The organism is Streptomyces sp. SudanB5_2050 (assembly GCF_964272335.1).
GTDB lineage: Bacteria > Actinomycetota > Actinomycetes > Streptomycetales > Streptomycetaceae > Streptomyces > Streptomyces rochei.
In genome coordinates this window covers 6,503,228-6,516,028 of record NZ_OZ186760.1, presented here as the reverse complement: position 1 = coordinate 6,516,028, position 12,801 = coordinate 6,503,228, and the positions used below count along the sequence as shown (strand labels likewise).

The 12,801-nt window shown below is 72.0% G+C and carries 8 protein-coding genes; 5 read left to right on the top strand and 3 right to left on the bottom strand.

The annotated features are described in order from the left end of the window. Positions 1–46: 46 nt before the first annotated feature. The 3 genes from ACFZP7_RS28770 to ACFZP7_RS28760 all read right to left on the bottom strand — a co-directional run bounded on the left by ACFZP7_RS28770 (position 47) and on the right by ACFZP7_RS28760 (position 4,844). Positions 47–1,972 (bottom strand): DUF262 domain-containing protein, encoded by a 1,926-nt coding sequence (locus ACFZP7_RS28770; protein ID WP_385636688.1) that lies wholly within the window; start codon positions 1,970–1,972, stop codon positions 47–49. 129 nt (positions 1,973–2,101) lie between these two features. Further along, positions 2,102–3,109, bottom strand: coding sequence for an alpha/beta hydrolase (locus tag ACFZP7_RS28765; protein WP_385636685.1), 1,008 nt, complete (start codon positions 3,107–3,109; stop codon positions 2,102–2,104). Then, on the bottom strand, positions 3,006–4,844 hold the full coding sequence (locus ACFZP7_RS28760) for a phosphodiester glycosidase family protein (RefSeq protein WP_385636683.1): 1,839 nt from the start codon (positions 4,842–4,844) through the stop codon (positions 3,006–3,008). The genes ACFZP7_RS28765 and ACFZP7_RS28760 overlap by 104 nt, the downstream gene beginning before the upstream one ends. A 288-nt stretch (positions 4,845–5,132) precedes the next feature. On the opposite strand from ACFZP7_RS28760, the gene ACFZP7_RS28755 reads away from it, so the two are divergent. The 5 genes from ACFZP7_RS28755 to ACFZP7_RS28735 all read left to right on the top strand — a co-directional run bounded on the left by ACFZP7_RS28755 (position 5,133) and on the right by ACFZP7_RS28735 (position 12,673). Continuing rightward, positions 5,133–5,651, top strand: coding sequence for a hypothetical protein (locus tag ACFZP7_RS28755; RefSeq protein WP_046249717.1), 519 nt, complete (start codon positions 5,133–5,135; stop codon positions 5,649–5,651). Beyond that, on the top strand, positions 5,651–7,054 hold the full coding sequence (locus tag ACFZP7_RS28750; RefSeq protein WP_385636680.1) for a hypothetical protein: 1,404 nt from the start codon (positions 5,651–5,653) through the stop codon (positions 7,052–7,054). The genes ACFZP7_RS28755 and ACFZP7_RS28750 overlap by 1 nt, the downstream gene beginning before the upstream one ends. Continuing rightward, the gene (locus ACFZP7_RS28745) at positions 7,051–8,496 is read left to right on the top strand and encodes a VWA domain-containing protein (RefSeq protein ID WP_385636677.1); all 1,446 of its coding nucleotides are present in this window, start codon (positions 7,051–7,053) and stop codon (positions 8,494–8,496) included. Before ACFZP7_RS28750 ends, ACFZP7_RS28745 begins: the two co-directional genes overlap by 4 nt. A 65-nt stretch (positions 8,497–8,561) precedes the next feature. Next, positions 8,562–9,686: an AAA family ATPase gene (locus ACFZP7_RS28740; RefSeq protein ID WP_019330725.1), complete on the top strand. Its 1,125-nt coding sequence runs from the start codon at positions 8,562–8,564 to the stop codon at positions 9,684–9,686. Next, positions 9,683–12,673, top strand: a complete 2,991-nt coding sequence (locus tag ACFZP7_RS28735) for a hypothetical protein (protein WP_385636674.1) — start codon at positions 9,683–9,685, stop codon at positions 12,671–12,673. The genes ACFZP7_RS28740 and ACFZP7_RS28735 overlap by 4 nt, the downstream gene beginning before the upstream one ends. Positions 12,674–12,801: the final 128 nt, after the last annotated feature.

The following is a 12,801-nucleotide window of genomic DNA, read 5'->3' as shown; positions in this document are numbered from 1 at the left end:
TCCCGCCGAGGAATCGGCAGGACGAAATACCGAAGTTTGTCTGCCACTACCGAATGCTTTGCAGCAGCTGCCCCGTGGCCGTGACGATCCAGAAGGACCATCCGTTTCGGTTCGGATTGACGTGGGGGTTGAGGGCGTGCACCACGGCGACTGCCGCCCCGCTGGGAGTGTCGTACTCGCCCCGACCCGGTCCGGAGGGGATCGTCACCGTGCGGGACAACGGGTCGTAGAAGGCGTCGGTCCGCCGACCCTCGTAGACCGCGTGGACCTCCACCCCCCGCTTCGTACGGAGCCGGTGGACATCCGCACCGATCAGTGTCGGCGCGGACGGTTCCTCCGCGAGCACTTGCTCGTCGGCGGGCAGTTCGTCGGTGTCCTGGTGGACGGTCTGCCCGTCGTAGGCGGGAAGGCCCAACAGCTCGTTGAGGACGTTGGCCAATGCACGCCTCCGGGCAGCCAGGAAATCGGGGAAGCGCTCGAGGGACCGCAGTGCCGGGTCGTCGGGGATCCACTGTTCCGCGAGGCGCTCCCGTGCCACTTCCGCCATGTACTGAGCGGGTAGCCGGGAGGAGATCATCTTGTTGGTCTGGCCGGTGATGAAGGCCAGGTTGGCCAGGCTGTTCCATTCTTCCTTCGCGTACGCGCCCTGGACGCGGGCGCGCGGGAAGACGTGATGGAACTCGATCTTGGCTCCGCTGTTCATCGGCTGGTCGCTGATGGCGATGTTGGTTGCCCAGTCCCGCGCCGTGCCGCGCAGTGCGGCGATGTAGAGCAGCTTGAAGAACGGGTGCGTGGAGTACTTCTGCTCCAAGTCCCTCGGGTGGAGGGCACTGTCCAGGGAGCGAGGGCCGGAAGCGCGGCGGATGAGTTCGGCGAAGAGGTCGTCGCCCGTCCGCGACTTGATCAGCCTGGCCTCGGCGTCGAGCTTGCCCTCGACCTGCAGCGAGTAGTGGCTGAACGCCATGGCCGTGTACACCCAGCGGCGCAGCAGCTGAGCCTCCCCCGGGCGCAGTTTGCCGTCCCGGTGGTGCAGCAGCATGGCCGGCACGATCGTGACGTTCGGCGACGAGAGGACCTCGGACCGGGGGATCGAGCACTCGCCCTTCAGGAAGTCGATGGCGAAACGCAGGGCACGCTCTGTCGCCTGCCAGGCCTCCTTCAGGGCGGCCTCGTCCACGTCCGCCCCGATGAGCTTGATGTGATGGGCGCCGGTTCCCGCGAGGAGGCTCATGAGGCGCAGGACCGCTTCCCGGTTCAGCGGGAAGTTGCCGTCCTGCAGTTCCTGGTGGAAGGCGTCCATGGTTTCCAGGCCGTCGGCCCAGCGCGCGGCGATCGCGCTGTACACGAGGTCGCCCTTGGACAGCCGACGACCGCCCTTGTTCAGCCGGGCGAAGAGTTCGGCCACCTCCTCGTAGTCGTCGGACTCGTAGGTGATGACCGCGATCTGGTGCTGCCGGATGTTGTTCACCTTCTGCAGTCGCTGCACCCATGCGTCGAAATTCGGGTCGTCGATCGATACGCCGGCCTTACGCAGCACCTGGTAGAACTGCACGTTCTCCTGCAGCAAGGTCGACACCGGGACCAGCAGTGCGTCCTTGCGCTGCACGGCACTCGGGTTGACGAACTCCTCGGTGCGCACGTCGAACCGCAGGTCGATGAGTCGCCCGTCGGCCTTCGACTCCGGCCGGTACACCCAGGCCAGGGAGGTCAACCGTTGCTGCCCGTCGAGGAGATAGACCGGCTGTCGCTCCGACTTCTCGGTCTGGACGACGGCTGCGGTCTTGAAGGGGACGGCCAGGTTGGTCTTCCACAGCAGCAGGGCACCGACCGGGTAGCCCCGGTAGAGGGAGTCGAAGAGATCACGTACGTCGGGCCTCATCCAGACGAAATCGCGTTGGATGGAGGGAATCACGACCCGGCCCCGCAACAGGTCCTCGACCTGAGTGATGATCCTGTCGTTTGCCAGCCCCATGCTGCCCCCAGCCTGCGAGATACGTGCCACAGACACCATAGCCACCGGCAGTGACAGTGAACTGGCCATTGGTGACGAAAGCGTAGGCGATGGTGATCGGTGCGGCGGGCACCTCGTGGCGGGGGTCTCCTACCTCAGCGCCCCTAGCAGCATGGGCAGCGAGGCGTGCAGCTCCCGCTCCCAGTACGCCCAGGTGTGCGTGCCCGCACCGTAGAAGTGGGTCGTCAGATGCCGAGCCCCCACCCGCCGCAACTCCTCCGCCAGCGCCAAATTCTGCCGCTCGAAGTCCGCCTCCAACGCGCTGGTGCTCCCCGGCGCGTCCAACGGCCCCGTCGTCCCGTCCCCGCAGGACAGGTACACCGGGATGGAGCGGAGACGCTTGGCGAGGTGGAAGGGGTCGTGGGCCTTCCAGATCCGGCGTTGGGCGACCGGGTCGCCCCAGACCCTCAACGGGTCGTTGTCCTGGCCGGCGAAGAAGCCCATGATGCGGGCCACCGACTCGTCGTTCAGCAGGGGGTGGGCAGAGCCGGAGTAGGAGGCGGTGGCCTTGAACATGCCCGGGTGGCGGGCGGCGTAGAGGAGGGCGCCCTGGCCGCCCATCGAGAGGCCGGCGACGACGCGGTCGCGGCCGGCGCCCCAGTCGCGTTCCAGGAGGTGGCGCAGTTCCTCGGTGTGGAACGTCTCCCAGGCGGGGTCGCCGCCCTCGCCGTGGTTCCACCAGTCGCTGTACCAGCCGTTCCAGCCGGCCTCCGGCATGACGACGAGGACGTCGCGGAGGGCTGCGGTCTCCGCCACGTCCGTCCTCGCCGTCCACGAGGTGTAGTCGCCGCAGCAGCCGTGCAGGAGCCACAGGGTCGGCCAGTGCTGTCGGCGGCGGTCTGCGGGGTTCCAGCCGTCGGGGGTCAGGAGGCGGACCTTGACCGTGCGGCCGCCTAGGGCCGTCGAGCGGACCGAGAGGTCGACCTGCCGGTCCGCGACCTGGGTGACGGCTATGACCTCGGCGCCGTGGGGGGAGCCGGAGGCACGGGCGGCCTCAGCGGCGGCCGGGGCGGCCGGGGTCAGGGTGGCGAGCAGTGCGGCGAGGACGAGCAGGACTCGGGTGCGTAGGGACAGGGCGTGGGGCACGTTCGCGAACACGGCGGCTCCCTGGGTGGGTGGCGGATCTTCGCTGCGGTGCGGGTGTTGCCGGCGGTGCGGTGCGGGGGTGTGGAGGGAGTGGGTGCAGGGGGGTGTCAGTGGTTCTGCGGCGGGGCAGGATCAGCAAGGCGTCACCCACGGGACGTTCGCCGGCTGCGTCCGACGGGGCGTTGATCACCGTGCCGCCGGTCACCATCGTCGTGGAGCCTCCGCCGTCGAGGTTGACGGCGTCGCGCAGGCCCAGGGACTGGGCGACCTCGGCGCTCTCGGCGATGCTCAGGCCGAGGGAGGCGGTGCTGCGGCCGTCGGCCGTGACGAGGACGGTCCTGCCGGCCGCGTCCACCCCGGCCAGCGTGCGCGGGTTGCGCTTGTGGACCCAGCCGTAGTACCAGCTCGGGTCGTCCGGGTGGACCATGCCGTCGGTGGCGGGGGTGACGTGCAGGCGTCCGTCGCGGACCAGTTCCGGGCCGGCGTTGAGGATGTCCGTCTTCGCGGTGGGCCGGATGCGGTGGCCTCGTTCGTCCAGGAGGGTCGTGCTGACGCGGAGGCGGTCGCCGAGGTGTGCCGCGGCCGTCAGGTCGGCCACGCGTCGGCCCGTCGCCTGTACGGAGCTTCCGCCCGTCGGGAGGGCGCCGCCTCGCGGTGAGCGCAGTTCCACCACCCGGCCGTGGGCGTCCAGTACGGCTTCCAGTCCCTCACCGGACGGGGTGGCGGCGCCGTACTCGGATGTGAAGGTGACCAGTTCGTCGGGGTTGGTGCAGGTGACGTCGTGGAGGGGCCGGGAGGTGGGGGTGTCGCCCGCGCTGCCGCCGCAGTTCCTGATCAGGCCGGGTACGCGGTTGATGCCGTTCAGCGGGAGGGAGGCGGCGCCCGCGTCGACCCGGCCGCGCCAGGTGAGGCGGGTGACCTCGGTGCGTCGGCCGTTGTCGTGGGTCACCAGGGCGGGGCGGCCGGCGACGGGCTCGCTCAGGAGGCGGCCGTCGTAGACGCCCACGCCCGCCGGGTCGCCGGGGGCGCCCGCCTTGGGGTCGAGGACGAAGAATCCGGCGTTCACGGCGGCCGTCGCGCCGGCCGTCCGGGACAGTTGGCTGGTCGGTTCGCGCTGCTCCAGATCGGGACCGTACGACGCGTCGAGGCGGCCCCGGAACTGGCGCGGGTCGATGGTGAGCACGTCGACGTGCCAGGGGCCGCGGGCGTCGGCGTCGCCGTCCCAGCCGGTGTGGACGGCGGATCCGGTGTGGCCGGCCGCTCTCAGGCGGGTGCGCTCGGCGGTCGCGGCGGACTGGGAGTCGAAGGTGCCGACGCGGACCCGCCAGCCGAGGGTGCCGCCCGCGTAGTCCGCCGTGCGCTCCGTCCTGACCTGCTCCGCGCGCGCCTGGAAGCCCTTCGACTTCAGCTCGGCGGTCAGCTCCTCGGCGCTCGCCCGGTCCTTCAGGGTGGTCGGCGGAGCGTCGGGGTCCGGTGAGGTCGCGCCGCCGGGGATGGAGACCTCGACGGTCCAGTGCGGGGCGGGGGCGGCGGTCTCGTCGCCGCCCCGCACGATGCGGGTGAGGGTGACGCCGGGCTGGAGCGTGGTGGTGGTACGGGTCTCGGTCAGGTCGGCGGGGCCGAGGGGGAGCGCGTGCCGGGCCGGCTGATGCGGACGGGTCGCCGGGGAGGACGCCTGGGCCGGGGGTGCGCCCGCCGTGACGAGGACGCCGAGGACGGCAGCCGCACCGCACAGTCTCTTCTTCATCTGCACCGCCTGGAGGGAAGGGACCGAAGACCTGGGACGATCATTCGCCGTCCATCCTCTCCGCTCACTTCTGACGCGGACGTGGACAGCGGTGCAACGCTCACTGCACAAGTAGTGACCCGTTCCGGCGCACCGTCAAGGCCGCGGTTCCCGGAGGTCGGCCATGAACCTCATGGCCACGAGGCCCGCGTCAGGGCGGACCGCGTCAGGGCGGACCGCGTTGTCAGTGGTCGCCGATAGATTCGATCTCGTTCCGCCGAGGTGGCGTGAACGCCCCCCTTCGCATGCATGGGAGATGGTGCGTTGTCCGACTGGGAGAAGTCGAGCACGGCGCGGGTGGTGCCGTCCGCACGACCGCGGAAGCTCGCCAAGGTGCCGTTCGTGGAGCTGGCCGACGGGCGGTTGCAGGGTGTGGTGTCCAGTGGGTCGGACATCGGGCGGGTGTACGTGTCGTCGATCGCGGCGGGGTCGTACGCGTACGCGTGCAGTACGAACAACAACCGTCCCTGCGGCGGGGCGCGCGGTTCGTTCTGCAATCACATCCGGGCGCTCGTGAGCGAGGCCGTGCTGCAGTACGGGACCGAGCGCGTGGCCCGGTATCTGAAGGTCGACGCCGAGGGGACCGCCGACGCGCACGTCCTCACGTCCGCCATGACCGCCACGGGGCCCGGGGCCGGTGACGCCTCGGCCGCCGCGCAGGTGTTCAGCCGGTTCCTGCGGCACCTCGCCTATCTCGAACTGCCGGCGAGCACCGCTCCGTTGCCCGAGATGCAGTGGTTCCCGACGGCCGGGGCGGTGGCGGCCTGATGCGTACGGATCTGCTGGTCGACGTCGTCGACGGGCTCGACGAGGCGCTTGCCGCCGTGGACGGTTTCGACGCCGCTCTCGTGGGCGGGCTGCTGCGCCCGCAGCCCGGGCAGGCCGGGGGGCTGACCGGACTCGCGGACGCCGTCGCCGGGACACCGCTCGCGTCGCGGGTGGCCGAGGCCGCCGAGAAGACGGCCGCCGGGGCCGGTGACGAGGGGCACTTCGTCGCGCTCGCCGCCGCTCGTACGGCGCTGCTCGGGTCCGTCCACGACGCCCTCGTCGCCCGGGTCGAGGAGGCCACCGGGCGACCGGCGACGGGCGACACCGACGCCGTGCCGGTCGGCGCGGGCGCGGAGCAGGCGACCAACCTGCTGGTAGCCGCGCGTAGTTGGCTGTCCGACCTGGCGCGCGCCGGGTGGCAGGGCATCGACCACGAACTGGTCGGCGGGGCCGCGCCCGTCGTGTCCGCGATGCTGCCCGACCCGGCGCTGCGCCGGCTCGCCACGCTCCTCGACGGTTTCGCGGCCGAGCTGGCCGCGTCCTGCCCCGGCGCGACCCTGGAGCGGGTGCCGGTACGGCGGTGGGCGGATCTGTGGTCGCGGGCCGTGCTGCTGACGGTGCCGGGGGCCGTGTCGGCGCGGGCCGCCGACGAGGCCACGGGGCGTCTGCTGCCGCTCGGCGTCGACCTCCAGGAGCACGCCACCGCCGTCCAGGCGCAGGTGCACGCGGTGTTCGAGCCCGCGGACGGCGGGGCCGCCCGGCTGGTGCGGGCCTCGGTGTCCGCGCCGAAGCCCGACACGGTCGTCGGGGCCGGACTGTGGCAGCTGCTGCGACCGCACATGTCGCTGCTGGCCGCCGTGAGCGAGGGCCGTTCCATGGAGCTCGACGCGATGCCCCTCACCGGCGAGGGTGACCTCATATGGGACGACGCCCGGGCCCGGGCCGGTGAGCCCGCCGACGCGTTCGCCACCGCCAGGGTGGCGCTGCCGGCCGCCGCCGCGTTCGCCGTCGCGCCGCTCGACCGGCATCCGGCCCGGATCGCGGTGCCGGTCCTGTTGGAGGGGTACGGCGTGGAGGAGGCCGAAGGGGACGGCGGGGTGGTGTTCGACGTCGCCGGGTGCCGTATCGCTGTCGACACCGGCCGCGTACCGGCCGCCGGGCCGCTGACGCCGGAGGCCGTCGCCTCGTCCGGTGCCTGTCTGGGGCTGCTGCGCTGGGACGCGGGGGCCTTCCTGCTCCAGCCGCTCGCGGTGGAGCGGACCGTGCGGAAGAAGGCGGTCGCCGTGCACGCCGGGGCCTGGGCCGGGGAGACGGCCGACAAGGCCGGGGTACGGGCCGAGAAGGCCGCCACCGACGCCGTGAAGGTGCTGCGCGAACGCGCCGGGAAGCTGCTGCGGAAATGACCGAACAGAACACCGGACACGGCCCGGGCGGCGCGGCCGATGCCCCGGACGCCGACGACAACCGTCGGCAGGTGCTCTACTGGCGCCTGCTCGCCCGCCTCTTCGACCACGAGGAGCAGCCCGCGCTCGAGTCGGCGAGTCTCGCCGTGGTCGAGGACATCGGCCTGCCGCCCGCCCTGCTCGACCCGGGGGCGTCCGTCGGCTCCGTCGTGCAGCGGCATCCGGAGCTGGCCGCCGAGTTCGACGGGCTGATGACGCCCGAGCCGGAGGAGGACGGCGGGCGTGACCGGGCCGCCGAGGTGCGGCGCGCGGCGCTGGCGTCGAAGGTGCTGCTGAACGTCTTCGCCTCCGGTTCCGGCACGGTCACCGCCGAGCAGCTGGCCCGCTGGCAGTCCGACGCCGAGTGGTTCGAGCGGGCCCTCGGCTGCCGGCCCGGCGAGCTGCGGGGCGGCCGGGGCGGCGCGGGACGTGCGGGTGCCGGGGGCGGCACCGGTGTCGGCCCGACGAGCACCGGCGTCGGCGGGCCCTTGCCCGACCTCAGCCGGCTGATCCCCGCGATCGGCCCGGAGCTGGGCTCCATCGAGGCCGGTCTCGTCAAGCGCATGCACCTACGTGAGGTACTGGCCGATCCCGCGCTGGCCGCCCGGCTGACCCCGAGCATGTCGCTCATCGAGCAGCTGCTCCGGGACAAGGACAACCTCTCCGGCGTCGCCCTCGCCAACGCCAAGGCCCTGATCCGGCGTTACGTCGACGAGGTCACCGAGGTGCTGCGCACGCAGGTCGAGAAGTCCACGGTCGGCGAGCTGGACCGGTCCGTGCCGCCCAAGCGGGTCTTCCGCAACCTCGACATCGACCGCACCATCTGGAAGAACCTCACCAACTGGGACCCGGAGGGGGAGCGGCTCTACGTCGACCGCCTCTACTACCGGCACACCAGCCGCAAGACGACACCCCAGCGGCTGATCGTGGTCGTGGACCAGTCGGGTTCCATGGTCGACTCGATGGTCAACTGCACCATCCTGGCGTCCATCTTCGCGGGTCTGCCGAAGGTCGACGTCCATCTGATCGCGTACGACACGCAGGCGCTGGACCTCACGCCGTGGGCGCACGACCCGTTCGAGACGCTGCTGCGCACCAAGCTCGGCGGCGGCACCGACGGCACGGTCGCCATGGCACTCGCCCAGCCGAAGATCGCCGAGCCGCGCAACACCGTGGTGGTGTGGATCTCCGACTTCTACGAGTGGCGGCAGCAGGAGCTGTTCGACAGCATGGCCGCCGTCCACCGCTCCGGGGCCAAGTTCATCCCCGTCGGGTCGGTGACCAGCTCCGGGCGCGGCAGCGTCAACCCGTGGTTCCGGGAGCGGTTCAAGGACCTCGGCGCGCCGGTGATCTCCGGTCACATCAAGAAGCTCGTGCACGAACTCAAGACGTTTCTCACCTGATCACCGAAGGCGCCCCGCAACGCCCTTCTTCTCTTCGTGATCACCGTACGGAAAGGCTTTCCCTCATGTCCGACCTGCTGCGCGCGCCCGCCGAGATCAAGTACGCCGAGGAGCTGGACTGGTTGGAGTCGATCGACGACAACCCGAAGCCGTTCTCCTGGCGTCTGTCGCCGAAGATGGTCCGGCTGTTCATCCTCGGGTCCGAGCGGTCCGACGGCCTGGACCGGGAGGTCTCGCAGAAGTGGTTCGGCGACCGCAGTTTCGTGGAGCGGTCGATCGTCACCCTCGCCTCCGACCGGGGTCTGCTGCTCATCGGTGACCCCGGCACCGGCAAGAGCTGGCTGGCCGAGCTGCTGTCCGCCGCGATCTGCCGCAACTCGACGCTGGTGGTGCAGGGCACGGCCGGCACCACCGAGGACCACATCAAGTACTCGTGGAACGTCTCGATGGTCATCGCCAAGGGGCAGTCGCGGGAGTCGATGATCCCCTCGCCGATCATGACGGCGATGGAGGCGGGGTCCATCGGACGCTTCGAGGAGCTGACCCGGTCGACCAGTGACGTCCAGGACGCGCTGATCTCCATCCTCTCCGAGAAGTACATCTCCGTGCCCGAGCTGGAGAGCGGCGGCGGTGACGACAACATCGTCTTCGCCAAGCCCGGCTTCTCGATCATCGCCACGGCCAACAGCCGCGACCGGGGCGTCAACGACCTCTCCTCCGCGCTCAAGCGCCGTTTCAACTTCGTACGCATCCCGGTCGTGACCAACAAGAAGAGCGAGGCGGAGATCGTCCGCTTCCGCACCGAGGAGCTGCTGCGCCGGCACTCGATCGACCTGGACGTGCCGCCGACGCTCCTGGACGTGCTGCTGCAGAGCTTCGCCGACCTGCGCGCCTCCGCGGCCGCCGCGGGCAGCGACGACGAGAAGCTGGAGTCGGCGCTGTCCACGGCCGAGCAGATCGGCGTGCTGGAGGACGCCGTCCTGCACAGCAACTTCTTCGGCGAGCGCGCCCTGACCGCCCGTACGCTCGCCTCCTCCCTCGTCGGTTCCCTCACCCGCCGGGAGCCCGAGGACCTGGCCATCCTCAACAAGTACCTGCACGGCGTCGTGGAGCCGCGCAGCAAGGAGGAGGGCGGCTCCTGGCCCGAGTTCCTGGAGGGCGGCCGCGACGCGATCGCCACGCTGTCATGAGTGGCCCCCAGGAGAGCGGGGTCCGGGTGAACAGGTCCCAGGAGAGCAGGTCGCAGGAGAGCACCTCGTTCGCCGCGCTGCGCGGGCAGTTGCAGGAGGCCGCCGCCGCCTTCGCGGGCGGGCCCGACGCGCTGGAGGGCATCCTGCTCGGGCTGGTCGACGACGTCGACCGGGCGGTGCGGGAGCCGCTGGAGATCTTCCCGGTCTGTCACCACTCCCCCGCCTCGGCGACGGCCATGGCCCGCCGGCTGCGCGAGAAGCAGCCCAAGGTCGTGTACCTGGAGCTGTGCGAGGACATGGCCCCGCTCCTGACCGAGCTGCGCAACTGCCGGCTGCCGGTGGCCGTGCAGGCGTTCGCCGGCGACGTGGACGGTTTCCCGCAGGAGTGGGCTCCGTTGTCGGTCGTCGCGCCGATCACCGAGGCGTCCGCCGAGTACCAGGCGATCGCGTACGCCCTCGACACCCCGGGGGTGGAGCTGGTCCTCGTCGACCGGTCGGCGGACCACGTCTTCCAGTGGGACGACCGGGGAGAGAAGGCCGCCGAGGACGGCGAGGCCGCTCCCGAGGAGCCCGAGGCCGGGCTGCACGGCGAGGCCGTCGGCGTCGAGATCGGCGACCTGCGTCCGCGCTTCTCCCAGCTGGAGGAGCACCTGCTGCGCCACGGCAAGGTGCGGCACTGGTCGGAGTGGTGGCACCAGTACGTCGAGGTGCCGCTCGGCGACAGCGCGGCCGACCACGACACCTACCGTCAGGTCATGTTCCTCATCGGCAGCCTCTTCCGGCGGCTCGCCCCGGGTGACGGTGCCCGGGTCCGGGTGGACGAGGACCGCGAGCGGTACATGTGGACCCGGATGCGCGAGCACATGGCTGCCACCGGGACGGAGCCCGCGGACGCCCTGTACGTGTGCGGGGCCTTCCACGCGGCCAGCCGGGTGGCCGAGTTCGGGGTGGACGGCAGCGACACGTTCACCATCTCGCCGCGTTCCGGCACCACCTGGCAGTACGGGCTGATCCCGTCCAGCAACGCGGCGATCGAGGCGCAGTTCGGCCTCGCCGCGGGCTCGGTGTCGATCGCGGCGACGGAGTGGGCGAAGAGCCTGAAGCGCACGCGTGTGCGACCGTTCCGGCTGGCGGGTCAGACGGGTGGCAAGCAGCGCCCCGCGAAGAAGGCCGCGCCAAAGGCCGCGCCGACCCAGCGGGCCCAGGTCTCCTCCGGTCCTGCGGCGGATTCCGCCGCGGGGGACCGGCTGTCCGGGTTCCTGCGGCGGCCGCCCGTGATCGACGCGTTGGACGAGGCGGAGCTGCTGGGCTGGTCCGTGGACATCGTGCGCGCCGCCCGGCGCAACGGGTACCTCGCCTCCACCGCCGACGCCATCGCCGTCTTCGAGACGTCGATCCTGCTCGCCGGCATGCGCGACCGGGCCAAGCCGACGCCGTACGACTTCCAGGACGCGGCGGTCACCTGCATCGAGAAGGACGTCGTCCCCGGGCGGCGGGACGTGCGGCGGCTGGTCGAGATCATGATGGGCGGCGACCGGATCGGCCAGGTCGGCTACGAGGCGCTGCCGCCGCTCGCCCGCGACGTGCACGACCGGCTGGCGCCGCTGGGGCTGAAGCTCCAGCAGCGCGGGGTGCAGCGGGCGCTGCTCGACATGGCGTCCCGGCCGGAGCTTCAGGCGTGTTCCGACGTGCTGTGGATGCTGCGGCGCCTGATGCCGCACGGCGCGGCCCGGCCGATCATGGGCGAGCGGCGGCTCGGCGAGCGGTCGATCCAGGAGTCCTGGGACGTGGCGCTCGGCACCCATCAGCGGGCCCTCATCGAGCTGGGCTACGAGGGTGTCAGCATCGAGCAGGTGCTGGAGCAGCGGCTGCGGCGCGACGCCTACGGGCCGCGGGCGACGACGGCGAGCGTGCTGGCCGCCGTCGAGGACGCGACCCTGTACCTGGGCAGCCGCCGTCTCGCCGACGAACTCGGCACCCATGCGCTGAAGGTGCTCGCCGGCGAACGCAGCGTCGACGGGGCGCCGGAGGTGCTGCGGCGGGTGCGGGCCCTGCTGGCGTACTACCGGACCAGCGAGCCGGTGCTGCCGGCGTGGATCGAGTCGTTCGTCAAGACCGGGTACGCGCACTACTGCACGCTGCTGCCGACGGCGTTCCGGGACGAGGACGCGACGGTCGGGCAGGTCGCGGCGATGCTGGGCTTCCTGTTCAGCATGGAGAGCCTTGCCCTGTCGCTGGGCTGCGACCGGGCGCAGCTGGAGCTGGCGGTCGCCCAGTCGCATCCCGAGGACCCGTCCAAGACGGCCCTGTTGTGGGCGGCGCAGGTGCAGCTGGGGACGTTGTCACGGGCCGAGCTGCGGGCCCGGTGCGACAAGCTGCTGGACAACCCCCTGGTGGTGCCTTCCTACCCGCGCTACCTCAGCGGCTTCGTCCACGCGCTGGAGCCCGTGCCGGGGCTGGCGGACGTGGTCGTGGAGGCGGTGTCGAACGCGTTCGGGCGGCTGCCGGACTCGGTGCTGCTGCCGTGGCTGCCGCTGCTGATCACGACGCTGCGGTCCGGCGCCGCGGATCTCGCTCCGCTGCTGATCCGCGAGGCCGGGCGGATCTTCCCCGGCCGGCTCGAGGCGCTGGACGCGTGGGTGCCGCCGTGGCGGGCGTCCGCGGACCCGTCCGGGGGCGTGCGGGCCGACGCCGGCCGCCGGGGCGCGGCGTTGCTTCCGGCGCACCCGGCGACCTGCGACGCGGTGGCCGACCTGCTGGGCTGCGCCGAGGGGTGGGCGAGCCCCGGGGACCCGTCCGTCGCGGCACCACCGGGAGTCGGGCTCCTGACCGCTCACCCGGCGACCTGCGACGCGGTGGCGACGCTGCTCGGCTGCGACGGGGAGTGGGCGGCGGGGGCGGACGGTGCGCCCTCGGCGGGCTCCGTGCTGACGCGCCGTCACCCCGACGCTTCGGTGGCGTTGGAGGCGCTTCTGACGGGCGGGTGACCAACGGACGGCGGGCCGGCCCGATCCGGGACCGGCCCGACCGGCCCGACCGGCCCGACCGGTCGGCGTCCGCCTCGCGGGCGGGTGCCGGGTCGGCCGAGCGGCCGACCCGGCCTGGGTACCCCTCG

Bases quoted from the DNA above. Each gene is read 5' to 3' on its own strand.
- ACFZP7_RS28745 (WP_385636677.1), top strand. From the start codon at position 7,051: ATGACCGAACAGAACACCGGACACGGCCCGGGCGGCGCGGCCGATGCC.
- ACFZP7_RS28770 (WP_385636688.1), bottom strand. From the start codon at position 1,972: ATGGGGCTGGCAAACGACAGGATCATCACTCAGGTCGAGGACCTGTTG.
- ACFZP7_RS28760 (WP_385636683.1), bottom strand. From the start codon at position 4,844: ATGAAGAAGAGACTGTGCGGTGCGGCTGCCGTCCTCGGCGTCCTCGTC.
- ACFZP7_RS28750 (WP_385636680.1), top strand. From the start codon at position 5,651: ATGCGTACGGATCTGCTGGTCGACGTCGTCGACGGGCTCGACGAGGCG.
- ACFZP7_RS28735 (WP_385636674.1), top strand. From the start codon at position 9,683: ATGAGTGGCCCCCAGGAGAGCGGGGTCCGGGTGAACAGGTCCCAGGAG.
- ACFZP7_RS28755 (WP_046249717.1), top strand. From the start codon at position 5,133: ATGGGAGATGGTGCGTTGTCCGACTGGGAGAAGTCGAGCACGGCGCGG.
- ACFZP7_RS28740 (WP_019330725.1), top strand. From the start codon at position 8,562: ATGTCCGACCTGCTGCGCGCGCCCGCCGAGATCAAGTACGCCGAGGAG.